The sequence below is a fragment of the Sphingomonas sp. genome (genome assembly GCF_035555815.1).
In the GTDB taxonomy this organism is placed as follows: Bacteria; Pseudomonadota; Alphaproteobacteria; order Sphingomonadales; family Sphingomonadaceae; genus Sphingomonas.
The window spans coordinates 1-22,177 of the sequence record NZ_DATMGG010000128.1 but is presented as its reverse complement, the minus strand read 5'-3'; the positions used below and the strand labels follow the sequence as shown (position 1 = coordinate 22,177).

26 protein-coding genes are annotated in these 22,177 nt (G+C 68.6%); 8 read left to right on the top strand and 18 right to left on the bottom strand.

Translation table 11 applies throughout. The annotated features are described in order from the left end of the window. The coding region (locus VNR91_RS07100; protein ID WP_325490072.1) for an FAD-binding protein at positions 1–706 on the top strand (706 nt) is incomplete at its 5' end. Positions 707–798: 92 nt separating this feature from the next. Here the strand turns inward: VNR91_RS07100 and VNR91_RS07095 are convergent. Together VNR91_RS07095 and mgtE are read right to left on the bottom strand one after the other, a co-directional pair. Next, the gene (locus VNR91_RS07095; RefSeq protein ID WP_325490071.1) at positions 799–1,215 is read right to left on the bottom strand and encodes a DUF1489 domain-containing protein; all 417 of its coding nucleotides are present in this window, start codon (positions 1,213–1,215) and stop codon (positions 799–801) included. A gap of 36 nt (positions 1,216–1,251) precedes the next feature. Next, positions 1,252–2,655 (bottom strand): magnesium transporter, encoded by a 1,404-nt coding sequence (gene mgtE / locus VNR91_RS07090; protein ID WP_325490070.1) that lies wholly within the window; start codon positions 2,653–2,655, stop codon positions 1,252–1,254. 124 nt (positions 2,656–2,779) lie between these two features. On the opposite strand from mgtE, the gene VNR91_RS07085 reads away from it, so the two are divergent. Further along, on the top strand, positions 2,780–3,235 hold the full coding sequence (locus VNR91_RS07085; protein ID WP_325490069.1) for a peptidylprolyl isomerase: 456 nt from the start codon (positions 2,780–2,782) through the stop codon (positions 3,233–3,235). A 107-nt stretch (positions 3,236–3,342) separates the two neighbouring features. Here VNR91_RS07085 and VNR91_RS07080 read toward each other — a convergent pair whose 3' ends face one another. Then, entirely contained in the window at positions 3,343–4,227 is an 885-nt protein-coding gene (locus VNR91_RS07080; RefSeq protein WP_325490068.1) for a LysR substrate-binding domain-containing protein, read from the bottom strand. A gap of 329 nt (positions 4,228–4,556) precedes the next feature. Between VNR91_RS07080 and VNR91_RS07075 the strand changes: the two genes are divergently transcribed. Further along, on the top strand, positions 4,557–6,857 hold the full coding sequence (locus VNR91_RS07075; protein ID WP_325490067.1) for a CDC48 family AAA ATPase: 2,301 nt from the start codon (positions 4,557–4,559) through the stop codon (positions 6,855–6,857). Here the strand turns inward: VNR91_RS07075 and VNR91_RS07070 are convergent. Continuing rightward, positions 6,808–8,115, bottom strand: coding sequence for an MFS transporter (locus VNR91_RS07070; protein ID WP_325490066.1), 1,308 nt, complete (start codon positions 8,113–8,115; stop codon positions 6,808–6,810). The two genes, VNR91_RS07075 and VNR91_RS07070, sit on opposite strands and share 50 nt — an antisense overlap. 125 nt (positions 8,116–8,240) lie before the next feature. Here VNR91_RS07070 and VNR91_RS07065 point away from each other — a divergent pair, with 125 nt between their 5' ends. The 3 genes from VNR91_RS07065 (at position 8,241) to VNR91_RS07055 (ending at position 11,605) form a co-directional block, all read left to right on the top strand. Next, entirely contained in the window at positions 8,241–8,852 is a 612-nt protein-coding gene (locus tag VNR91_RS07065) for a class I SAM-dependent methyltransferase (protein WP_414712388.1), read from the top strand. Positions 8,853–8,960: 108 nt separating this feature from the next. Continuing rightward, positions 8,961–9,371: a peptide-methionine (R)-S-oxide reductase MsrB gene (gene msrB / locus VNR91_RS07060; protein ID WP_325490064.1), complete on the top strand. Its 411-nt coding sequence runs from the start codon at positions 8,961–8,963 to the stop codon at positions 9,369–9,371. 113 nt (positions 9,372–9,484) lie between these two features. Further along, positions 9,485–11,605, top strand: coding sequence for a PBP1A family penicillin-binding protein (locus tag VNR91_RS07055; protein WP_325490063.1), 2,121 nt, complete (start codon positions 9,485–9,487; stop codon positions 11,603–11,605). Here the strand turns inward: VNR91_RS07055 and VNR91_RS07050 are convergent. The 3 genes from VNR91_RS07050 to VNR91_RS07040 are packed head-to-tail and all read right to left on the bottom strand — an operon-like array spanning position 11,581 to position 13,288. Then, positions 11,581–12,258 (bottom strand): SprT family zinc-dependent metalloprotease, encoded by a 678-nt coding sequence (locus VNR91_RS07050; RefSeq protein WP_325490062.1) that lies wholly within the window; start codon positions 12,256–12,258, stop codon positions 11,581–11,583. The two genes, VNR91_RS07055 and VNR91_RS07050, sit on opposite strands and share 25 nt — an antisense overlap. Then, a complete protein-coding gene (locus VNR91_RS07045) occupies positions 12,255–12,701 on the bottom strand; it encodes a YcgN family cysteine cluster protein (protein WP_325490074.1) in 447 nt (148 codons plus the stop codon). The genes VNR91_RS07050 and VNR91_RS07045 overlap by 4 nt, the downstream gene beginning before the upstream one ends. After that, the gene (locus VNR91_RS07040; RefSeq protein WP_325490061.1) at positions 12,689–13,288 is read right to left on the bottom strand and encodes an SCO family protein; all 600 of its coding nucleotides are present in this window, start codon (positions 13,286–13,288) and stop codon (positions 12,689–12,691) included. Before VNR91_RS07040 ends, VNR91_RS07045 begins: the two co-directional genes overlap by 13 nt. 63 nt (positions 13,289–13,351) lie before the next feature. Between VNR91_RS07040 and VNR91_RS07035 the strand changes: the two genes are divergently transcribed. Beyond that, complete coding sequence (locus VNR91_RS07035) at positions 13,352–13,954, top strand: ankyrin repeat domain-containing protein (RefSeq protein ID WP_325490060.1); 603 nt, start codon at positions 13,352–13,354, stop codon at positions 13,952–13,954. On the opposite strand, the gene VNR91_RS07030 is transcribed toward VNR91_RS07035, so the two are convergent. The 11 genes from VNR91_RS07030 to VNR91_RS06980 form a co-directional block, all read right to left on the bottom strand. Beyond that, positions 13,951–14,457, bottom strand: coding sequence for an MmcB family DNA repair protein (locus VNR91_RS07030; RefSeq protein ID WP_414712387.1), 507 nt, complete (start codon positions 14,455–14,457; stop codon positions 13,951–13,953). The two genes, VNR91_RS07035 and VNR91_RS07030, sit on opposite strands and share 4 nt — an antisense overlap. 36 nt (positions 14,458–14,493) lie before the next feature. Beyond that, entirely contained in the window at positions 14,494–15,138 is a 645-nt protein-coding gene (locus VNR91_RS07025) for a cell wall hydrolase (protein ID WP_325490058.1), read from the bottom strand. Positions 15,139–15,335: 197 nt separating this feature from the next. Then, positions 15,336–15,674, bottom strand: a complete 339-nt coding sequence (locus VNR91_RS07020; RefSeq protein WP_325490057.1) for a DUF1491 family protein — start codon at positions 15,672–15,674, stop codon at positions 15,336–15,338. Next, positions 15,671–16,141 (bottom strand): PaaI family thioesterase, encoded by a 471-nt coding sequence (locus VNR91_RS07015; protein ID WP_325490056.1) that lies wholly within the window; start codon positions 16,139–16,141, stop codon positions 15,671–15,673. Before VNR91_RS07015 ends, VNR91_RS07020 begins: the two co-directional genes overlap by 4 nt. Then, positions 16,131–16,598, bottom strand: coding sequence for a PTS sugar transporter subunit IIA (locus tag VNR91_RS07010; protein ID WP_325490055.1), 468 nt, complete (start codon positions 16,596–16,598; stop codon positions 16,131–16,133). The genes VNR91_RS07015 and VNR91_RS07010 overlap by 11 nt, the downstream gene beginning before the upstream one ends. A 13-nt stretch (positions 16,599–16,611) precedes the next feature. Then, positions 16,612–17,214 carry a ribosome hibernation-promoting factor, HPF/YfiA family gene (gene hpf, locus VNR91_RS07005; protein ID WP_325490054.1) on the bottom strand — a complete coding sequence of 201 codons (603 nt, stop codon included), beginning with the start codon at positions 17,212–17,214 and terminating at the stop codon, positions 16,612–16,614. 53 nt (positions 17,215–17,267) lie between these two features. Beyond that, entirely contained in the window at positions 17,268–17,951 is a 684-nt protein-coding gene (gene dnaQ, locus VNR91_RS07000; protein WP_325490053.1) for a DNA polymerase III subunit epsilon, read from the bottom strand. Between the two features lie 7 nt (positions 17,952–17,958). Beyond that, positions 17,959–18,564, bottom strand: a complete 606-nt coding sequence (gene coaE / locus VNR91_RS06995) for a dephospho-CoA kinase (protein ID WP_325490052.1) — start codon at positions 18,562–18,564, stop codon at positions 17,959–17,961. Next, positions 18,561–19,400, bottom strand: a complete 840-nt coding sequence (locus VNR91_RS06990) for a shikimate dehydrogenase (protein ID WP_325490051.1) — start codon at positions 19,398–19,400, stop codon at positions 18,561–18,563. The genes coaE and VNR91_RS06990 overlap by 4 nt, the downstream gene beginning before the upstream one ends. Next, positions 19,397–19,987, bottom strand: coding sequence for a nucleoside triphosphate pyrophosphatase (locus VNR91_RS06985; protein WP_325490050.1), 591 nt, complete (start codon positions 19,985–19,987; stop codon positions 19,397–19,399). The genes VNR91_RS06990 and VNR91_RS06985 overlap by 4 nt, the downstream gene beginning before the upstream one ends. Beyond that, positions 19,987–20,808, bottom strand: a complete 822-nt coding sequence (locus VNR91_RS06980; protein WP_325490049.1) for a pyruvate, water dikinase regulatory protein — start codon at positions 20,806–20,808, stop codon at positions 19,987–19,989. Before VNR91_RS06980 ends, VNR91_RS06985 begins: the two co-directional genes overlap by 1 nt. Positions 20,809–21,109: 301 nt before the next feature. On the opposite strand from VNR91_RS06980, the gene hemE reads away from it, so the two are divergent. Further along, entirely contained in the window at positions 21,110–22,141 is a 1,032-nt protein-coding gene (hemE, locus tag VNR91_RS06975) for a uroporphyrinogen decarboxylase (protein ID WP_325490073.1), read from the top strand. Positions 22,142–22,177 lie beyond the last annotated feature (36 nt).

Below are 22,177 nucleotides of genomic sequence, written 5' to 3'. Positions count from 1 at the left end.
TTATCACGGTGAGGTCGTCCAGTTGCGCGACGGCGATCCCGACGCGGTCGTCCCCGGCCTGTTCGCGGTCGGCGAAGCAGCGTGCGTCAGCGTCCACGGCGCCAACCGGCTCGGCTCCAATTCGCTGATCGATCTGGTGGTGTTCGGCCGCGCGACCGGCAAGCGCATCGCCGAGATCATCAAACCCAACACGCCGCACAACCCGCTGCCCAGCGGGTCCGAAGATCTGGCGCTGGGCCGCCTCGATCATTTCCGCAACGCAAAGGGTGGCACCCCTACCGCGACGATCCGGCTCGACATGCAGCGCACGATGCAAAAGCATTGCGCTGTGTTCCGCACCGACGAATTGATGGCCGAGGGCGTGACCCGGATGGAACAGGTCTATGCGTCGATGCAGGACATCGCCGTCACCGACCGTTCGCTGATCTGGAACACCGATCTGGTCGAGACGCTAGAGCTCGACAATCTGATCGGCCAGGGGATGGTGACGATCCGCGGCGCGATCAACCGCAAGGAATCGCGCGGCGCGCACATGCACGAGGATTATCCGGATCGGAACGACGCCGAGTGGATGAAGCACACCATCGCCACCTTCGACGGATGGGGCGGCAAGGGCGGCGCGACCACGCTCGATTACCGCCCGGTCCACGAATACACGCTGACCGACGACATCGACTACATCAAGCCGAAGAAGCGGGTGTATTGAGCTAGCGCCGATGCGGGCGTTGCCGGCGGTCGCGATCGTCGGCGCCGCGCCGGCATCGGCCGCAATGACGATACGGGTAGTGTCGTCCTGACTCAGATCAGCGACAGCGCGCTCAGCTTGCTAGCCAGCTCGGCGGGCATCGCCGCGATTCCCTCCGCCGCGCCATCAAGGTCCATCGGCGCGTCGTCGCCCTCCAGATAGCGCCAGCCCTGGTGGGCGCGCTTCGGCACCGGTTGCACCGCGATGAAGCGCGGATCGAGGTGGATGGCGACGCGCCCGCCCTCCGCCTCACCGAACCCGAGGATCGGGGTGCGGCCGACCAGCTGGTGCTTGACGATCCAGAACAGCGATCCGCCCGCCGCATCGACGCGCACGATCTCGGCATGGCGCTTGGGCAGGTAGCGCGTGGTCATCACGAACGCGCCCTCGTCCGCGCGCGACGCTATGCGCTGGCGCAGATAGGCGACGCTGTCGCAGCCATAGGCGACCTTGGTCAGGTGAAGCGGCATCGGCGTGATCTGGGGGTTGGCGGCGGCCGACTCAAGTCAGCCGACCAGCCCGCTCGCCGTCGCCAGCCCGAGAAACACGAGGAACCCCATCGAATCGGTGGTCATCGTGACGAAGATCGACGAGGCCACCGCCGGATCGGCCTTCAGCCGTTCCAGCCCGAGCGGCACGATTACCCCGGCCAGCCCGGCGATGACGATATTGGCGAGCATCGCCGACGCGATCACCAACCCGAGCAGCGGGTTGCGATAGACCGTCGCCACCGCCAAGCCGATCACCATCGCGACGGTGGCGCCGTTGAGCACCGCGATCGAGATCTCGCGCCGCACCGCGCGCCAGCTGTTCGACTGGGTGAGCTGGTTGGTCGACAGCGCGCGCACCGTCACCGCCATCGTCTGCGTGCCCGCATTGCCGCCGACCCCGGCGACGATCGGCATCAGCGAGGCGAGCGCGACCATCTTGCTGATCGTCCCCTCGAACAATGTGATGATCGTCGCGGCGACCAGCGCGGTGCCCAGGTTGGCGATCAGCCAGCGCACCCGCGCCTTGTAGCTGTCGATCACCGGTTCGTTGATGTCGCCCTCGCCCGCACCCGACAGGCGCAGGATGTCCTCGCCCGCTTCCTCGGAGATGATGTGGACGATGTCGTCGACGGTGATCATGCCGACAAGCCGGCCGGTGGTGTCGGTCACCGCGGCGGAGATCAGCGCGTATTTCTGGAAGCGCAGCGCCACCTCCTCCTGATCCATGTCGACCGGGATCAGCGTCTGCTCGCGCTTCATCACGTCGCCCATCGCGACCGCGCGGGGCGCGCGCAGGATCCAGGAGAGCTGGCAGGAGCCGATCGGCTTGTGCCCCGGATCGACGACGAAGATCTCCCAGAAATCGGTGGTCAGATCCTCATTGCCGCGCAGATAGTCGAGCACGTCGCCGACCGTCCAATGCTCGGGCACCGCGATCAGCTCGCGCTGCATCAGGCGGCCGGCGGATTCCTCGGGATAGCTCAGCGCCTCCTCGATCGCGGCGCGATCGTCGGGGTCGAGCGCGCGGAGCACCTCGCGCTGGTCCGCCGGCTCCATGTCCTCGATGATCGCGACGGCGTCGTCGGTATCGAGCTCGGCGGCGATGTCGGCGACCTCGTGCGGCTCGAGGCTGTCGATCAGCTCCTCGCGCACCCAGTCATTCATCTCCGACAGCACGTCGCCGTCGAGCAGGTCGGCCAGCGCGTGCGCCAGCGCTCCGCGCTGCTCGGCCGGGGTCAGCTCGAACAGGTCGGCGATGTCGGCGGGGTGGAGCGGCTCGACCAGCGCGTGCGCGCGACCGCTGTCGCCGGCGTCGACCGCGTCGAGCACGGCGCGGACGAACTCGGGCTTGAGCCGGTCGTCCTCGTCCAGTTCGCTGGTTTCCGCGGCATCGGCGGTGGGAAGATCGGTTTCGCTCATCGTCCGGCCCTCCCTGGCTGCATTGCGCCCCTTAACGCCGTCGGTGCCGCCTGCCAATCGGCGCGGGCATTGCCGTTTGGAAACCCGATCCCTAGGTGCGGGCATCCCTGATGGAGTAACGCACGTGACCGACCTTCCCGAAACGCTGACCCTGACGCTGGATACCGGCGACGTCACGATTCGCCTGCGCCCCGATCTGGCGCCGGGCCATGTCGAGCGGATCGCGACGCTCGCCAACGACGGCTTCTATGACGGTGTGGTGTTTCACCGCGTGATCGACGGGTTCATGGCGCAGGGCGGCGACCCGACCGGGCGCGGCTCCGGCGGATCGGACCTGCCCGATCTCGCCGCCGAGTTCAGCGACGCGCCGCACGTGCGCGGCGTGTGCTCGATGGCGCGCACCTCCGATCCCAACAGCGCCAACAGCCAGTTCTTCATCGTGTTCGATGACGCCACCTTCCTCGACGGCCAGTACACCGTATGGGGCGAGGTGACCGAGGGCATGGACAATGTCGACGCGCTGCCGAAGGGCGAGCCGCCGCGCAATCCCGGCAAGATCGTCAAGGCGCGCGCCGCATAGCGCGATCAACTCGCTTCGAGTCGTGCTCCGGTGCAAGGCGCTGGAGGCGGCCGGGGCGAGGTGGACTGAGCGCTCCGGCCTGCGCCGGAGCACCGGCTCGCGCGGCCTCAGACCGTCGCCACCGCGCCGACCAGCCAGTCGTGGAACAGCTTGACCGGCCGCGTCGTCAACGCGCGCGGCCGGCAGGCGAACCAATAGCTGTAGCGGCTCTCCACCGTGGTATCGAACAGCTGCGTCAGCCGGGGATCATTGGCCGCCTCGAAATGCGATTCGAGCATGAAGGCGATGCCCAGCCCCTGCGCCGCCGCCTCCAGCATCAGCGATCCCGAATCGAAATGATCGACCGCGAGCGGCTCGAGATCGGGCAGGCCGACCGCGTCGCGCCAGGCGATGAAGGTTTCCGGCATGTCGCGGTGGATGAGCACGGTCTGCCCGCCCAGCTGTTCCGGCCGGGTGATCGGGTCCGTCCCCTCGACCAGGCTGCGCGCGCCGATGACATGGACGCGGTTGCGATCGAGCCGGCGCGCATAGAGCGCGGGATCGACCTCCTCCGCCAGCACGATCGCCGCATCCAGCCCGTCGCCCAGCCGGGTGACCCCGTGCCCGCCGGTATCGACGTCGAGGTGCAGTTCGGGGTGGAGCCGTTTCAGTTCGGCCAGGCGCGGCAGCAATCGCTGCGTCGCGAACAGCGGCAGCACGCCCAGCCGCAGCCGCAGCAACTCGACCCCGCTGGTCATCGCCTCGACCGTGTCGGAAATCGTGTCGAGCGCGGGCGCGATCCCGGCGAGCAGCCGTTCGCCGTCCGAATTGAGCTTCAGCGCCTGATGCCGCCGCTCGAACAGCGGCTTGCCGATGAAGCGTTCCAGCGCCTGCACCCGCCGGCTGAGCGCGGGCGAGGACAGCGCCAGTTCCTCGGCGGCGGCCTTGATAGAGCCGAGCCGGGCGACCTGGACGAACGCCTCGATCGCGGTGAGGGGAGGAAGCCTGCGCATCGCCGTATCTTTTTGCATCGCACCACGGGCAAATGTCAAAAACGCAATCGGTCCGGCGGAATCGAGCGGCGGCACTTGCGATTTTTGCAATCGCAGCCGTTTATTTCGCACTTGCACAAGATCGTGCTGCACTGCACATAGAGCAGGCCTTTCAGGCATCCTCTCCTAAACCTTTCCAGGCCGGTCCTTCGGGATCGGCCATTTTTTTGCCCGTCGCGGATATTTGCCCGTCGCGGATATTTGCCCGTCGCGGATAGCAGCGCCCCCTCGCGTTCGCCCGATCGCGCCCCTATCTGGGCCGTTCAGGGGATAGCGTAAGGAGACGCCGGATGGCCGACGAAGAGACGGGCGCCCACAAGCTGCAGGTGGCCAATGCCCGGCCAGAGGACAGCGGCCGCGGCCTCGCCCACATCCCGCGCACGTTGATGGCGGCGCTGGGCGTGACCGAGGGCGACGTGATCGAGATCGTCGGCAAGCGGGTGACGGCGGCGCGCGCGGTGCTGCCCTATTCCGAGGACGAGGGCCTCGAAATCCTGCGCATCGACGGGCTGCAACGCGCCAATGCCGGGGTCGGTTCGGGCGATTTCGTCGAGATCCGGCGCGGCGAATCGAAACCGGCGACGCGCGTGGTGTTCGCCCCGGCATCAAAGAACGTGCGGCTGCAGGGATCGGCGATCGCGCTCAAGCGCAGCTTCGCCGGCCGGCCGCTGTGCGCGGGCGACACCATCGCCACCGTCGGCCAGCAGCGCGTCGCCGGTAACGATGTGCCGCCGCACATCGCGCAATATCTGCGCGCGCCCGCCTATGCGTTGCAGGAAATCCGCATGGTGGTGGTGTCGACCACGCCCAAGGGCATCGTGCATGTCGACGAGGATACCGAGATCGACCTGCGCCCCGATTACGAGGAGCCGAAGGAAAGCCGCCGCGCCGACGTCACCTATGACGATGTCGGCGGCATGGCCGCGACGATCGACCAGCTGCGCGAGATGGTCGAGCTGCCGCTGCGCTATCCCGAGCTGTTCCAGCGGCTGGGCGTCGATCCGCCCAAGGGCGTGCTGCTCCACGGCCCGCCCGGCACCGGCAAGACGCGGCTGGCGCGCGCGGTGGCCAACGAAAGCGACGCCAATTTCGTCCTGATCAACGGGCCGGAGATCATGGGATCGGCCTATGGCGAATCCGAGAAGAAGCTGCGCGAGGTGTTCGAGGAGGCCGCCGCCAACGCGCCGTCGATCGTGTTCATCGACGAGATCGATTCGATCGCGCCCAAGCGCGGGCAGGTGACGGGCGAGGCGGAGAAACGGCTGGTCGCCCAGCTGCTGACGCTGATGGACGGGCTGGAGGCGCGCGCCAACATCGTCGTCATCGCCGCCACCAATCGTCCCGAGGCGATCGACGAGGCGCTGCGCCGTCCCGGCCGCTTCGACCGCGAGATCGTGGTCGGCGTGCCCGACGAGCGCGGCCGGCGCGAGATCCTGGGCATCCACACCCGCGGGATGCCGCTGGCCGAGAACGTCGACCTGGCCGAATTGGCGCGCACCACCTACGGCTTCGTCGGCGCCGACATGGCCGCGCTGTGCCGCGAGGCGGCGATCGAGGCGGTGCGCCGCATCATGCCGCGCCTGAACCTCGAGGAAGGGACGATCCCGCCCGAGGTGCTCGACACGCTGTCGGTGACGCGCGAGGACTTCCTCGAGGCGCTGAAGCGCGTCCAGCCGTCAGCGATGCGCGAGGTGATGGTCCAGGCGCCGCAGGTGCGCTGGGAGGATGTCGGCGGACTCGACCAGGCACAGGAGCGACTGAAGGAGGGCGTCGAACTGCCGCTCAAGTCGCCCGATTCGTTCCGCCGCATCGGCATCCGCCCGGCCAAGGGCTTCCTGCTCTATGGCCCCCCGGGCACCGGCAAGACCCTGCTCGCCAAGGCGGTGGCGCGCGAGGCCGACGCCAATTTCATCGCCACCAAATCGTCCGACCTGCTCAGCAAATGGTATGGCGAGAGCGAGCAGCAGATCGCCCGCCTGTTCGCCCGCGCGCGTCAGGTGGCCCCGTGCGTCATCTTCATCGACGAGCTCGATTCGCTGGTGCCGGCGCGCGGCGGCGGGGTCGGCGAGCCACAGGTCACCGAGCGCGTGGTCAACACCATCCTGGCGGAGATGGACGGGCTGGAGGAACTCCAGTCGGTGGTGGTGATCGGCGCGACCAATCGCCCCAATCTGGTCGACCCGGCGCTGCTCCGCCCCGGCCGGTTCGACGAGCTGATCTATGTCGGCGTGCCCAACCGCGAGGGGCGGCGGCGCATCCTCGACATTCAGACCCACCGGATGCCGCTGGACGGCGACGTCGATCTCGACGCGATCGCCGGGCGGACCGAACGTTTCACCGGTGCCGACCTGGAGGATGTCGTCCGCCGCGCCGGCATGATCGCACTGCGCAAGTCGCTCGACGCCCGTTCCGTGACGATGGCCGATTTCGAGGAGGCGCTCGACGAATCGCGCGCGTCGGTCACCGCCGAGATGGAGGAGGAATATCGCACGATGTCGGCACAGCTGAAGCAGGATGCGCTGGCGATACAGCCGCTGGGCTTCATCGCGCCGGGGACGCTCCACGGCCGGGGTCCGAAGGGCGGAGACTGACCCAGGCATAGCCGAGCAACAGCGCCAGCGCGGCGGCGGCGGCCAGATAGGGCAGCGGCCGCCACAGCTCGTACAGCCCGACGCCGATCGACGGCCCGAGTACGAACGACGCGCCGTTGACCGACGTGACCTTGCCCGCGACCGATCCCTGCGACGCCGAATCGACCGCCAGGCTCGATCCGGCGGTGAAGCCGGGCCGGATGAAGCCGAACCCCATCGCCGCCAGCGCATTGCCCATCGCGATACCGTAAAGCGTCCCCGCCGTGCCCGTGGCGACACAGCCCACCGCGGCGATCACCAGCCCGATCCGCACCAGCATCGCCGGCTTGAGATCGAGCAGCGGGATGAACCCCCATTGCACCAGCAGCGCGCACAGCGCGCCAGTCATCAACACCAGCCCGGTCGGCTGCAACGCTTCGGCCGGGGCCAGGTGCAGCCGGTCGATGACGAGGAAGCCGATCGCCTGCCCGGTCATTGCCTGGGCATGGCCCATCACCAGCCCCACCACCATCCAGTTGCGGATGCGCGGATCGGCGAAGCCGACCTGCGCGCCCGGTTCGGCGGTGGCGGCGGTCACGCTGGCCCCGGTCGGCGCGCCGCCGATCGACGGATAGGCGGAGGCGGCGCCGTGTCCGGCGACGTCGCCCTGCCGGGGCAGCCCGCGCGCGGCGATGACCAGAACGAACAGCCCGAAGGCGCAGCCGACGAACGCCGGCCCGGCCAGCCCGATGTCGACCGATCCCAGATGCCCGACCACCAGATAGGGGGCGATCGCCGGCCCCAGGATGGTGCCCAGCCCGAACGCCGACCCGAGCAGCGCCAGCGCGCGGGTGCGCTCCTCGCGCGACGTCCGCCCGGCGACGATCGCCTGCACCGCAGGGGGTGCCGCCGATCCGAGCCCGCCGTAGAGAATGCGCCCGACCACGAACAGCGCGAACGCCAGCGTGCCGGGAATCCAGCCGTTGATGCCCGCGGTCAGGAACAGGCCGCACAGGAACAGCGACAGGCAAAAGCCACTGACGCCGAGCAGCACCATCGCGCGGCGTCCGTAACGATCCGAGCGATTGGCCCAGAATGGCGCCGCCACCACCCACAACAGCGCGGAGACCGAGAATGCCGCAGCCACCCAGCTGTCGCGCACGCCCAGCGATCGGCCGAGCGCCGGCAGCACCGACTGCAGCGCGGTATTGCCCGCGGCAATGGTCAGCATCACCAGGAACAGCATCGCAAAGGTGCGGTCGAGGCGCGGGGCGGTCATGCCGATCCGATTAGACGGCCCGTCGCATCTTGCAACCTGTCGAGGGCCTGCACGCAACCCTCGCGCTTGCACTTTCGTTGCAGTTTTGCGACGGACACAGGCCTGTCGGCTTCGCAAGGATCATGATGCCCAGTTCGATTTCCGTCGGCCGCGAAGCGCGCAAGGCCAATCGCCGCCTGTCGCCGCGTGCGATGTTCCTGCGCGAGTTCTTTCGCCGGCCGGTCATGGTCGGGTCGATCATCCCGTCGTCCAACCGCACCATCCGCCGCGTGCTCGACCGCGTCGACTGGGGCAACGTCCGGATGTTCGTCGAATATGGGCCGGGCGTCGGCACCTTTTGCCAGGCGGTGCTCGACCGGCTGGGTCCCGACGGGCAGTATGTCGCGATCGACACCAATCCCGATTTCGTCGCCTATCTGCGCGACACGGTGCGCGATCCGCGCTTCTCCGTCGTCCAGGGATCGGCGGAGGACGTCGAATCGATCGTCGCCGATCACGGCCATGAATCGGCCGACTATGTCCTGTCCGGCCTGCCGTTCTCGACGCTGCCGCCGGGCGTCGGAGACCGGATCGTCGCCGCGACTCGCCGCGTTCTGCGCCAGGACGGCGCGTTCCTCGTCTATCAGTTCAACCCCAACGTGCGGAATTTCCTGACCCCGCATTTCGACCATATCGATTACGAGATCGAATGGTGGAACGTGCCCCCGGCCCAGATCTGGTGGGCGTGGAAGGACTGAGTCGCGCGCTTTCCGGCGCGTCCGGGCCGCACACGCATGGAAACCTTGAGCGCGGTCACGCATTGGGGCGTTGACGCGCGCGGGCGCCGCTTCCATCTGGAAGGGACCATGGATCATCTCAACCTGTCCGAAGCCGACTGGCGCAAGCGGCTGTCCCCGGAGCAATTCCACGTCCTGCGCGAGGCGGGGACCGAACCCGCCTTTTCAGGCCGCTACAACAACAACAAGGCCGACGGCATCTATCGCTGCGCCGGCTGCGCGCTCGACCTGTTCGACAGCGACGACAAATATGATTCGGGATCGGGCTGGCCCAGCTTCACCCGGCCGATCACGCCCGACCGGGTCAGCGAGCATGGCGACACCAGCCATGGCATGACGCGAGTCGAGGCACGGTGCGCGCGCTGCGACGGCCATCTGGGCCACGTCTTTCCCGATGGCCCGCCGCCGACCGGGCAACGCTATTGCATGAACTCGGTCAGCCTCGAATTCCGCGCCAGGGCGAACGGCGAGGCGGCCTGATCCGCTCGTCGATCCCCTTGTCGGCGAATCCTTAACCGCGTAGTCATCGGGACGACGCGATGGCGACCCGTACTCGATCTCCGAAGCCCCGTTGGCGACGCGTCCTTGGCTGGATGGTGGGCATCTGCCTGACGCTCGCGGTGCTGGCGTGCGCCGCGCTGGCGATCGCCGTCTATACCGCGCGCGCATCGCTGCCCAGTTTCGACCAGCTCAAATCGTCGCCCAACGGCCAGATGATCCGCGTCCATGCCGCCGACGGCACGGTGATCGTGTCGCTGGGGCCAAGCTATGGCGAGTGGATTCCCTACGACCGGATTCCAGAGGGGATGCGCGACGCGATCGTCGCGGTCGAGGATCGGCGGTTCCGCAGCCACGTCGGGGTCGATCCGATCGGCATCGCGCGCGGCCTCAGGGTCAGCTTCGAGCGGGATCGCCGCGTCGCCGGCGTATCGACCATCACCCAGCAGCTGGCGCGGATGGTGTTCCTCACCTCCAACCGCTCCTACGCGCGCAAGCTGCGCGAAGGGATCGTCGCGCTGGCGCTGGAGCGCAAGTTCACCAAGGACCAGATCCTCGAGATCTACCTGAACAAGGCCTATTTCGGCGGCGGCGCGTACGGCATCGACGCCGCCAGCCGCAAGTTCTTCGGCCATCCCGCCGCCAATCTGTCGCTGCCCGAATCGGCGATCATCGCCGGGCTGGTCAAGGCGCCGAGCAACTATTCGCCGACCGCCGACGCCGACGCCGCGGTCGATCGCGGACGCGTGGTGCTGCGGCTGATGAAGCAGCAGGGCGTCCCCGGCGCCGCCGCCGTCGCCGAATCGGATGTTCAGGCGGTCAAGCTGGCGACCGAGCCGGGCCGCAATTCGGTGCGCTACTTCACCGACTGGGCCTTGCCGCAGCTCGAGACGCTGATCGACGAGACGGTCGAGCCGCTGGAGGTGTGGACCACGCTCGACCTGGGGATGCAGCGCGCCGCCGACGAGGCGATCGCCGCCAACACCCCCGCCGGGGCGCAGGGGGCGCTGGTCGCGCTCGATCGCGGCGGCGAAGTGCGCGCGATGGTCGGCGGCAAGGATTACATCACGTCGATCTACAACCGCGCCACCCAGGCGACGCGCCAGCCTGGTTCGGCGTTCAAGCTGTTCGTCTACCTCGCCGCGCTGGAGGCCGGGCACAAGCCCGACGACGCCGTGGTCGACGAGGCGGTGACGATCGACGGGTGGAGCCCGCGCAATTCGTCGCGCCGCTTCTCCGGCCAGATCGACCTGCGCACCGCCTTTGCCTATTCAATCAACACCATCGCCGCCAAGCTGGGGCAGGAGGTCGGCTTCGGCACCGTCGCCGACATGGCCAAACGGTTCGGCATCACCACCCCGGTCAACACCCATCCGTCGATGGTGCTGGGCACAAGCGACGTGCGGCTGATCGACATGACCCGCGCGTTCGCCAGCGTCGGGCAAAAGGGCGTGCTGGTCACCCCCTATGCGATCACGCGCGTCACCGCCAACGGACAGGTGATCTATTCGCACCAGGTCGACACCAGCCGCGTGCTGGTCGCGCCTTATGTCGCCGCCGAGATGACCGACCTGCTCCAGACCGCCGTCAACACCGGCACCGCTCGCGCCGCGCAGATCGGCCGGCCGGTCGCTGGCAAGACCGGCACCACCAGCTCGAACAAGGACGGCTGGTTCCTCGGCTTCTCCAGCGGAATCACCACCGGGGTGTGGATGGGCCGCGACGACGCCAGGACCATTCCGGGGCTGCAGGGCGGCACCGCCCCCGCGCGCGCCTTTGCCGGCTTCATGAAGAAGGCGGTCGCCGATCGCCCGATCGAGAATTTCGATACCCAGGTGACGCTGCCGGAATGGCAGCTCGAGCCCGATGACGAGGCCTATCTGGGCGAGCCCGACAACGACGAGATGTTGGTCGACCCGGACGGCAACCCGATCGTGCGCGCGCCCGACGATCCCGGCGGCGTCGATCCTGGCGTCGATGCGCCGCAGGCGTTCCCGCCGGGCGGGGGCGAGGCGCTGGCGCCGCCGCCGCAGCGGCTCGACCAGGATTTCATCGACCGCGCGATCGGCCGCGATCGCTCCAGAGACGGATCACGCGACGGGGGACGCGATGGGGCACGCGACGGATCGCGCCAGCCGCCCGCGCGCGATATTCCGCGTCCGGTCGATCGCGACCGCCCCCGCGGCGGCGATCAGGAGTCGCGGCCCAACCCGTGAAGCCGGGCGCCGTTGGCGCGCAGCCACGCTCGCGCCGGGGCGGGATCGCGTTCGAGCAATTCGGCGACCAGCGCATGGAACACCGGGCTGTGGTTCATGTGGACGCGGTGCGCGACCTCATGCGCCACGGTCGCGCGCCGCACCCAGTCGGGGGCGAGGATCAGCCGCCAGCTATAACGGATCGCGCCCCGGGACGAACAACTGCCCCAACGCCCGCGCGGATCGCCGACCGCGACCATCGAGACCGTCACCTCCGCCTTTGCTGCGAACTCGGCGGTCTCGGCGCTCAACACGCGCAGCGCCTCCCGCCGCAGCCAGCGCGCGATTCGTCCGGCGAATCCCGCGGACGGGCCGCCGCAGACCAGCCGATCGCCATCACGATACGGTGTGCGCGGCGCCGCCGGTCGATGGTCGAGCGTCAGATCGATTCCGGCGAACGGCACCAGCCCGCCCGGCGCGAAGGGTTGCGATTCGGGCATCCGCGCGCGCTGCGCGGCGATCCATCCGGCCTGTTCCTCCGCCCATTGCAGCGCCGGCTTGAGCGCGGCGCGCGGCGGCAGGGTCAGGCGCACCCGCCCGCTGACCGGATCGACCGACAGCCGCAGTTTCCGCGCGCGCGGATGACGGCGGACCTCGATCCCGGCAGGGTTCACAATTCGCGATCGATCATGTGATGCTCGAGGTCGCCCGCCTCCAGCTCCGACACGGTCCAGCCGCGCGTCGATTCGCCGGCGGCGTGCACCGCCTCGCGATCGCCGCACACCAGATAATGCCAGTCGGGCAGCGGCTCCCCATTGGCGCGCAAGCGATAGGCGCAGGTGGAGGGAAGCCATTCGATATCGCCGACGTTGGCGTTGGTCAGCCGCACGCAATCGGGCACATAGGCGCGGCGATGGCGATAGTCGTTGCACTGGCCGCTGCGCCGGTCGAGCAGGCGGCAGGCGACGTTGGTGGCGTAGAGGACTCCGGTTTCCTCATCCTCCAGCTTGTGGAGGCAACATTTCCCGCATCCGTCGCACAACGCCTCCCACTGCGCGCGATCGAGCGCGGCGAGCGGCAGCGATTCCCAGAACTTCGTTTCCGTCACTTCACCCAGCGTTCGAGTTCGGCGGTCACCGCCTGCGGCCCCTGATCGGCCGGCAGCAGCGCGACCGGCGTGCCGTCGGGTGCCATCAGATAGGCCTGTCGGCTGTGCGATACCAGATAACCACCGCCGGGGCCGGGCAGATCGATCTTGTAGAAGATGCCGTAAGCCTTGGTCACCGCGTCGATTTCCGCCCGCGTGCCGGTCAGCCCGATCATGCGCGGATGAAAGGCGTTGACGAACTGCTTGAGCACCGGCGCGGTATCGCGGCCGGGATCGACGCTCACGAATACCGGCACCACCTTGCTCCCGCGCGCCGGCGCCGCCTTTTCGAACGCGGCCAGCCCGGCGCCGATCGCCTGGACATCGACCGGGCAGACGTCGGGGCAATAGGTATAGCCGAAATACATGATGCGATAGCGGCCGGCCAGGTCGCGATCGGTCACCCGCCTGCCATCCTGATCAGTCAGCGCAAAGGCGCCGCCGATCCGCGCACCGGCCAGCGGTGGCGGTTGATCGGGAGCGGAAGCGCCACCGCACGCCGCCAGCGCGACGATCGGGGCAAGCAAAAGGGCCAGGGCCGGTAAGCGTCTGTTCATGGCATCGCGAGCCTTGGTCTGCTAGGCGCTTCCATGCAAGCTCAACCAGGGTTTACCGTCTCGATGAAACCTTCCGTCCTCCGCTTCGCCCTTGCCGCCGTCGTCATCGCCGCGCCGGCCGCGCTGCCCGCGCAACGCATGTCCGACAGCTATGAATTCCTGAAGGCGGTGCGCGACGCCGACGGCACCAAGGTGACCGAGATCCTCGACAAGCCCGGTTCGCGGATCATCAACGCGCGCGACGACGCCGGCGACGGCGCGCTCCACATCGTCGCCAAGCGCAGCGACGCGACCTACATCCGTTTCCTGCTGGGGCGCGGCGCCGACATCAATCTGCAGGACGGGCGCGGCAACACCCCGTTGATGGTCGCGATCAGCAGCAGTTGCTTCGGCTGCGTCGATACGCTGATCAAGCAAAAGGCCAACATCAACCTGGCCAATGCCTCCGGCGAAACGCCGCTGATCCGCGCGGTGCAGCTGCGCAACCTCGATCTGGCGCGCACCCTGCTCGATGCCGGCGCCAACCCCGATCAGCGCGACGTCATCGCCGGACTGTCGGCGCGTGACTATGCCCAGCGCGACACCCGCTCGCCCGCGCTGACCAAGCTGCTCGCCGACGCGCCAAAGGCCGGGGCCACACGCCGCGTGTCCGGTCCGGGACTTTAATACCCACCCAGATCGCCGAACGCATCGGGATCGACCAGCCCGATCACCCGCCGCGCCGCGCGGCGGGCCAGCGCCAGCGTACAGCGCCGACGGGCGGGGGCGGGCATCGCCACTGTCGCCGCTTCCCGCATGATCGCCGCGTCATAGCGGTCGGCGACGATCACCCCGGCGCGGTCGGGCAGGAAACCGGCGCCGTCGAGCGGGCTGGCATCGAACCCCTCTGGCACCGCCCAGTAGAACCGGTCGCAATGATCGAGATAGTCGGTCCATTTGCCGTCGCCGAGCAGATCGGCGCGCGATACCTTGATCTCGACGATCACCAGCCCGCCGCGCGCATCAAGCGCCATCAGGTCGGCCCGCCGCCCGCCGGCCAGCGGCACCTCTGCGATCGCGACGATATCGTGGCGCAGCAGCATCCGGCACACCCCGCGCGCGACGTCCGCCGCGACGAGCGGGAGCGACGCGGCGAGCGCGGAATCGGAAAGGGGCACGGCGCTGGCCATGCCCCCTTCTAGAACATTACACGAACACTGAAAAGATCAGCGGTAAAAGACGTGGTTGCCGATCGCGGCGACCTTCGCCATCCGCCAGCCCGGCGCGACGCTGCGCGCGTGGAAGAACAGCGCATTGCCGGCGGCCGAATCCCACAAGTCGCGCTGCGCGACTTTGGCCACCGCGATCGCGGTCGACCACGCACGGCCGCTGCCGCTGGGGACATTGCCGCCGCGCACGAACGAGAACTGGCCGCGCTGGGTCAGCACCGAACACACCGACTTGGGGAACCGGCCCGAACGGGTGCGGTTGAGGATGGTCTGCGCCACCGCGAGCTGGCCGGCGAGCGGCTCACCCTTAGATTCGAAATAGACGCCCGAGGCGAGGCAGCGCAGCTCGCTATCGTCGGCGGCGGCGCTTTGCGCGGCGACGGCCTCGGCGAGCGAATCGTAATCATCATCATCGTCGATGGCGTCGGCCTGCGCCATGGTGACCGGTGCGTCCTGGACCACCGCCGGCTGGAGCTGCGTCGCGTTCGCCGGCACCGGCTCGGCCTGGACAGGCTCGGGCGCGGGGGGAACTTGTGGAAGCGTCAGCGCGTTTAGGGTGGCGAGCGGCGCGGAATCGAGCTGCTGCGCGAAGCCGGGCGCCGAGATGCCCACCAGCGCGGCGCCAAAGAGAAGAACCGCCACAGGAGATGCGGCGCGGGTAACCAGATTCATCAAGCTTCGATCAAGTGCGGTTGGCGCACGATCCGGCTTCAGGCCCGCACATCCGCGGGAAGCGACCGGAACGGGAAACCCCCCGACTGCGTAACCGACCGGAATCGCACTCCGAAAGGCACAACGCTAACAAACTACGGCGCACCTGATTTTGCGGTGCAACAATGTCAATCGAGCGCGATCGTTTCAGCGACGAATCGTTCCGCTTCCGGGATGTCCAGTTCCACCACCCACAGATCGGGGTCGCGCGCGACGCGGCGCTGCCAATAGTCGGTGATCGCCGCGTCATCGGTTTCGCGCGGGCCGCTGCGGATGATCGCCGGCCGCCCCTCACCCCCGACTCCGCGCTCGACGAAGCGGGGGTCGCCGCCCCGATCGAGCAGCAGCGCCAGCAGCGCGCCGCCCTGTTGATCGCCGCGCGCGAGCACCATCGCGCTGCCGCCGGCATCGTGGACGCGGCGGATCAGCGCCTTGACCAATACCCCGCTCGGCAGCCGGTCGCTCACATCCGATAGCCGGGCAGGCCCGCCAGCGGGATATGCGATTTCATGAAGGTGCCGGTGCCCCGCGCCGCTTCCTCCCCGCTCGCATCGACCAGCCGCGCCTCGGCGACCATCACCCTGCGGTGACCGCTGACCCAGCGCCCCTCGGCGATCACCGGCCCCTCGCGCAGCGGACGGGTGAACAGCAGGTTGAACGCGGTGGTCAGCAGGAAACGATCGCTGACCAGGCTATTCGCCGCGTAGAAGGCGGCATCGTCGAGCATCTTGAAATAGGCGGTGCCGTGCAGCGCGCCCGCCGCGTGGTAGAAATCGCCCGACACCGTGAAAGAGATACGCGCCTGCCCCGCCCCGGTGATCTCTAGCCGCGAGTCGAACAGCCGGTTGACCGGCGCGGCGTCATAGAGCGATTCGAGCGCGCGAAAATGGGCTTCCGCCCCGGCCGGCGGCGGCGTGGCCGGTTCAGGCGGCATCGCGCGCTTCGACGCCGGTCAGCAACGCATAGAGCGCGTCGGGCGACCCGGCACCGCGCAGCTTGTCGGCCAGCGTGCGATCCCGCAGCCGGCGGGAGACCTGCGCCAGCGCCTTGAGGTGATCGGCGCCGGCATCGACCGGCGACAGCAGCATGAACACCAGATCGACCGGCAGATCATCGACCGCGGCGAACTCGATCGGCCGCGCGAGGCGCGCGAACACCCCCCGCACCGAACCGAGTCCGGCGATCTTGGCGTGGGGCACCGCGATGCCGCCACCGAACCCCGTGGTCCCCAGCTTTTCCCGCGAGGCCAGGCGTTCGGCGACGGCAGCGCCATCCAGTTCCCACAGCCGCTCCGACGCCGTGCCGAGCGCGGCGAACAGCGCCCGCTTGTTGCCCGCGGGCATATCGGCAAACACGGCGTCGAGGCCGAGCAGGTCGATCATCTCGATCATGACGGTCCGTCGATCAGCTGGCGCGATTGGGTTCGACCCAGCCGATCGTACCGTCGCCACGGCGATAGACCATGTTGAGGCTGCCGGTGCCGCTGTTGGTGAACAGCAGCGCGTTGGTGTTGCGCAGATCGAGCATCATCACCGCGTCTGACACGCTGGCATCGGGCACGTCGACGCGCGTCTCCGCGATGATCAGCGGTGCGTCGGCGGCTTCCTCCTGCTCCGCACCCTCGTTGAACAGCGTGTAGCCGGCATTGTCGAAGCCGTTGGCGGCCACTGCCACAGCCGCCTCCGCCGCCGCCGCCGCGCGATCGGCGTTGCGATCCTTCAAGCGACGCATGTAGCGGCGCAACTGCTTCTCGATCTTGTCGGCCGCGCCCTCGAACGCGCCGCGCGCATCCTGGCCGCCGTTGCTGCCCTTGAGGATCAGCCCCTGCATCACATGCGCGACGATGTCGCAGGTGAAGCGGTGATCGTGCGGCCCCTTGCCAAAGGTGACTTGGGCGGAAATCGCCCGCGAGAAATATTTATCCGCAATCCCCTGAAGGCGCTCCTCGACCTGGCTCTTCAGTGCTTCACCAGTATCGACCTGGTGACCAGAGACCCGGATTTCCATCGCTTTCTCCTTCTTGATTGGGGAGGCGCACCTAGGAACGCCCCCCGGGTGCGTCAACCGAACGCCGGAGCCCCCCACAACGGTTCCTTCACCGTCGCCATGAATTCGGCGTGGCGGGCCAATTCGTCGGCGGTGGCGGCGTGGGGACGCGCCGGACGCGCCACGGCGCGCGCGACCGGCGCCACCTCCTCCGCCGCGATCTCCACCGCCAGGCCCAGCCCGATCTGGCGCCCGCCCGACAATTCGACATAGACCTGCGCCAGAAGCTGCGCGTCGAGCAGCGCGCCGTGCAGCACGCGGTGGCTGCGATCGATGCCGTAGCGGGTGCACAGCGCGTCGAGCGTGTGCTTGGCGCCGGGATGGCGGGTGCGCGCGATCGCCAGCGTATCGACCATCCGGCTGCGACACACCTCATCATGTCCGCAGCGGCGCAATTCGCCGTTGATGAAGGAAAAATCGAATCCGGCATTATGCGCGATCAGCGGCGCGTCGCCGATGAACTCGATCAGCTCGGCGGCCAGCCGCGCGAACACCGGCTTGTCCGAAAGAAAGGCGTCGCCCAGCCCGTGGATCCGCTCGGCCTCCGCCGGCATCGGCCGTTCGGGGTTGATGTAGACGTGGAAAGTCCGCCCGGTCTCGACCTTGTTGATCAGTTCGACACAGCCGATCTCGACCAGCCGGTCGCCACCGGGAAAGCTCAACCCGGTGGTCTCGGTGTCGAAAACGATTTCGCGCATGACGACCTTATCCGCCTCCCGCGTCCAACAGGCAAGCGACCAGACGGCGGACCGCGTCGCGCGTATCGTCGATCGTCCCGCCAGTGGGGATGACGAAATCGGCGCGCGCGCGCTTTTCGGCGTCGGGGACCTGCTTGGCGAGGATTGCGGCGAACCGCTCCGCCGTCATCCCCGGCCGCGCCAGGACCCGCGCGCGCTGCACGTCGGCCGGCGCCGACACCACCACCACCTTGTCGACATGCGCATCGCCGCCGGTCTCGAACAGCAGCGGCACATCGAGCACCACCAGCGGCGCGGCGGCGTGTTCAGCCAGGAAGGCGGCGCGTTCCTCCGCCACCGCCGGGTGGACGATCGCCTCCAGCGCCTCCAGTTCGGTCGGATTGCCGAACACCGCTTCCGCCAGCAGGGTCCGATCGACCCCGCGCGCGCTGGTGGTATCGGGAAAGCGCGCCTCGATCGCCGCGACCAGCCGTCCGGCCGGTCCGTGCAGGCGGTGGACGGCGGCATCGGCGTCGAACACCGGCACGCCTTCGTCGGCGAACATCGCCGCGACGGTCGATTTGCCCATGCCGATCGATCCGGTCAGGCCCAGCGTGATCGGGCGGGCCGTCATGACGTCAACAACGCGCGCAATTCCTCGTCCCTGTCGCGCGGCGGCGGTGCGTCGAACAGCAGCTCGAACGCGAGCGCGGCCTGGCCGATCAGCATCTCCAGCCCATCGACCGTGTCGAGCCCGCGCGCGTGCGCCTGCGCCAGCAGCGGCGTCTCCAGCGGCGCGTAGACGATGTCATAGACCACGGCGTCCTCGGGGAGCGGCGCCAGATCGATTTCCAGCGGCGGCTGGCCGGTCATGCCCAGCGCGCTGGTGTTGACCAGCAGCGCGGTGGTCGGCGCCAGCGGGGCGGCCAGCGGCACCACGTCGCCCTTCAGCCCGAACCCGGCGAGCAGCCCCGCCGCCTTGAGCGGGCTGCGGTTCATCACGGTGACGCGGCCGACCCCCAGCTTCGACAGCGCGAACAGCACCGCACGCGCCGCGCCGCCGGCACCGATCACCGTGACATGCTGTCCGGTGAGATCGAGCCCGACGATCGGCGCAACGAAACCGCCCGCGTCGGTATTGGTGCCGATCAGCGCGTCGCCGTCCCGCAGCACGCAATTGATCGCGCCGATCGACTGGCGCACCCCGCCGCGATCCTCGACCAGGTCGAGCGCGGCGATTTTGTGCGGGATGGTGATGTTGCATCCGCGCCACGCCGGATCGGCGCGGCGATCGGCGAAATAGCCAGGCAGATCGGCGGCGGCGACCAATGTCTTGCGATATTCGGCATCGATGCCGAGCGAGTCGAGCCAGAAGCCGTGGATCACCGGCGATTTCGACTGGGCGATCGGATCGCCGATCACCTCGGCATAGGGCCGGCCCGTGCCGGCCGGGGCATCGGCGCGCGTCATGACGTCAGCACGCCCCTGACCCGCAGATAATCGAGCACCGGCAACAACGGCATCCCCAATATCGTGAAGTGGCTCCCATCGACGCGGGCGAACAGCTGCACCCCCGGCCCCTCGATGCGGAAGCAGCCGACGCAGCCGGCGATCGCGGGCCATTCGGCGTCGAGGTAGGCGGCGATGAACGCGTCGCTCAAGGGGCGAACGAACAGCGTCGCGGTGTCGACCTCGCGCCAGACCGGTCGGCCGCCCTCCGCGATCACCGCCGCGCTGTGCAGCTTGTGGCGATGGCCCGACATCCGCCGCAGGTGATCTTCCGCCTCCGCCCGGTCGCCAGGCTTGTCGAGCAGCGTGCCGTCGGCCAGCTCGACCACCGAATCGCTGCCGAGCACGAGCGCGGCAGGATCGCGCAGCGAGACCTTGCGCGCCTTCAACTCGGCGAGCGCGTCGGCGGTATCGCGGCCGCCCGCCCCGATCAGCCCGGCCTTCGCCGCCGCCTCGTCGACGTTCGGCGGCGACACGTCGAACGCCACCCCCGCCGCGTCGAGCATCGCCCGCCGCGACGCGCTGCCCGATGCCAGCACCAGCCTCATCATGTTTCCACCCTCAGCAGATCGCGATCGTTGACCAGCCCGATGATCGCCGCCGCGGTCTCCTCGATCGATCGGCGGGTGACGTCGATCACCGGCCAGCCATTGTCGGCGAACATGCGGCGGGCAAAGGCGACCTCCTTCGCCACCGAATCCTGCTCGACATAGGCGGTCTCCGTCTTCTGGTTGAGCGACAGCAGCCGGTTGCGGCGGACCTGCACCAGCCGGTCGATGCTGGTCGTCAGCCCCACCACTAGCGGATTCCGCAACGCGTAAAGCGCGCGCGGCGGCGGCGATTCGACCACGATCGGGATATTGGCGGTCTTGTACCCCCGATTGGCGAGATAGATCGACGTCGGCGTCTTCGACGATCGCGATACGCCGGCCAGCACGATATCGGCCTGCTCCCAATCCTCCGGCGCGATGCCGTCGTCGTGCGCGATCGTCCACTGGATCGCCTCGACCCGCGCGAAATAGGCGGCGTCGAGGATGTGCTGGCGGCCCGGCCGCGCCTTGGCTTCCTGCCCCAGCATCGCCGACAGCGCGTCGTTGACCCCGTCGAGCGGCGCCACCGCCGGCAATCCCATCGCCCGGCAGCGCCCCTCCAGCATGTGGCGGATCGCCGGATTCACCAGCGTGAACAGTACCAGGCCGGGCTTTTGCGCGATCTCCTGCAGGATGCGCTCCAGATGCGCCTCGCTGCGCACCATCGGCCAGAAATGCCGCTGGGTCTCGACGTCGTCATATTGGGCGAGCGCCGCCTTGGCGATATTCTCCAGCGTCTCGCCGGTGGAATCGGACAGAAGGTGAAGGTGCAGCCGCATTCAGCACAGATCTGTGGAAAACATGGGGACAGTCGCTAGCGCAACCCCGGCCGGGCGCCAAGCGCACCGATTCCGGTCGATTCATCCACCGTCATCCACAGCGGCGCCGACATCCGGCGATTCATCCCACAGCCTGTGGATAGCGGGGATGCCCCGGCGCGAATCCGCGGCGCCGCGTCGGAATACGCCGGTCAAGCTGTTGGCATAATCGGGGCGGAAGCCTAATCCCGGCGATCAACCGACCAACAACCTTCAACAACCCATAGATTCTTTCTTTTAAGAGGTAGGCGACGGCGTGAACGTGATTGAGACCAAGCCGTTGCTCGCGACGTTGCGCGGTACGCGGCAGGCGGTGCCGCCGGTATGGCTGATGCGTCAGGCCGGGCGCTATCTGCCCGAATATCGCGCGCTGCGGGCGGACAAGGGCGGCTTCCTCGAGCTGGCGACGGACAGCGTCGCGGCGGCCGAGGTCACGCTCCAGCCGATCCGCCGGTTCGGTTTCGACGGCGCGATCCTGTTCTCCGACATCCTGATGGTGCCGTGGGCGCTGGGCCAGGATCTGTGGTTCGAGACTGGTGAGGGACCACGGCTCGCGCCGACGCTGACCACCCGCGCGGTGCTCGACGGGCTGGCGCCGCGCCCCGAACGGCTCGACCCGGTCTATGCGACGGTGCGCGCGGTCAAGGCCGCGCTGGATCCGGCAACCACCTTCCTCGGTTTCGCCGGTGCGCCGTGGACGGTGGCGACCTACATGATCGCCGGCCAGGGCAGCCGCGAACAGGCGGCGGCGCGGCGGCTGGCATACAACGATCCGGGGCTGATGGCGGCGCTGGTCGAGCGGATCGTCGCGGTCACGCTCGATTATCTCGAAGGGCAGGTCGCCGCCGGGGTCGAGGCGGTGCAGCTGTTCGACAGCTGGGCCGGCAGCCTGAGCCCGGCGCAGTTCGAAACCTGGGTGATTGGCCCGACCGCGCGGATCGTCGCCGGATTGCGCGCGCGCTGCCCCGACGTCGCGATCATCGGCTTTCCCAAGGGCGCGGGCGGCAAGCTGCCCGCCTATGCCCGCGAGACCGGCATCGACGCGATCGGCATCGACGAGACGGTCGATCCGCTGTGGGCGGCCGCCAGCCTGCCGGCGACGATGCCGGTACAGGGAAATCTCGATCCGCTGGCGCTGATCGCCGGCGGCACGGTGCTGGACGACGCGGTCGATCGCATCCTTGCGGCGTTTGCCGACCGGGCGCATGTGTTCAACCTGGGTCACGGCATCCTGCCCGACACGCCGATCGCGCATGTCGAGCGACTGCTGCGGCGGGTTCGGACAACGGCATGAACACGGCCGGGCGGAGGCGAGCATGACTGGGTTTCT

Coding starts and splice junctions, on each gene's coding strand:
- VNR91_RS07095 (WP_325490071.1), bottom strand. CDS start 1,215: ATGCCGCTTCACCTGACCAAGGTCGCCTATGGCTGCGACAGCGTCGCC.
- mgtE (WP_325490070.1), bottom strand. CDS start 2,655: ATGAGCGAAACCGATCTTCCCACCGCCGATGCCGCGGAAACCAGCGAA.
- VNR91_RS07080 (WP_325490068.1), bottom strand. CDS start 4,227: ATGCGCAGGCTTCCTCCCCTCACCGCGATCGAGGCGTTCGTCCAGGTC.
- VNR91_RS07075 (WP_325490067.1), top strand. CDS start 4,557: ATGGCCGACGAAGAGACGGGCGCCCACAAGCTGCAGGTGGCCAATGCC.
- VNR91_RS07070 (WP_325490066.1), bottom strand. CDS start 8,115: ATGACCGCCCCGCGCCTCGACCGCACCTTTGCGATGCTGTTCCTGGTG.
- VNR91_RS07065 (WP_414712388.1), top strand. CDS start 8,241: ATGCCCAGTTCGATTTCCGTCGGCCGCGAAGCGCGCAAGGCCAATCGC.
- msrB (WP_325490064.1), top strand. CDS start 8,961: ATGGATCATCTCAACCTGTCCGAAGCCGACTGGCGCAAGCGGCTGTCC.
- VNR91_RS07055 (WP_325490063.1), top strand. CDS start 9,485: ATGGTGGGCATCTGCCTGACGCTCGCGGTGCTGGCGTGCGCCGCGCTG.
- VNR91_RS07040 (WP_325490061.1), bottom strand. CDS start 13,288: ATGAACAGACGCTTACCGGCCCTGGCCCTTTTGCTTGCCCCGATCGTC.
- VNR91_RS07035 (WP_325490060.1), top strand. CDS start 13,352: ATGAAACCTTCCGTCCTCCGCTTCGCCCTTGCCGCCGTCGTCATCGCC.
- VNR91_RS07030 (WP_414712387.1), bottom strand. CDS start 14,457: ATGGCCAGCGCCGTGCCCCTTTCCGATTCCGCGCTCGCCGCGTCGCTC.
- VNR91_RS07015 (WP_325490056.1), bottom strand. CDS start 16,141: ATGCCGCCTGAACCGGCCACGCCGCCGCCGGCCGGGGCGGAAGCCCAT.
- VNR91_RS07010 (WP_325490055.1), bottom strand. CDS start 16,598: ATGATCGAGATGATCGACCTGCTCGGCCTCGACGCCGTGTTTGCCGAT.
- hpf (WP_325490054.1), bottom strand. CDS start 17,214: ATGGAAATCCGGGTCTCTGGTCACCAGGTCGATACTGGTGAAGCACTG.
- dnaQ (WP_325490053.1), bottom strand. CDS start 17,951: ATGCGCGAAATCGTTTTCGACACCGAGACCACCGGGTTGAGCTTTCCC.
- coaE (WP_325490052.1), bottom strand. CDS start 18,564: ATGACGGCCCGCCCGATCACGCTGGGCCTGACCGGATCGATCGGCATG.
- VNR91_RS06990 (WP_325490051.1), bottom strand. CDS start 19,400: ATGACGCGCGCCGATGCCCCGGCCGGCACGGGCCGGCCCTATGCCGAG.
- VNR91_RS06985 (WP_325490050.1), bottom strand. CDS start 19,987: ATGAGGCTGGTGCTGGCATCGGGCAGCGCGTCGCGGCGGGCGATGCTC.
- VNR91_RS06980 (WP_325490049.1), bottom strand. CDS start 20,808: ATGCGGCTGCACCTTCACCTTCTGTCCGATTCCACCGGCGAGACGCTG.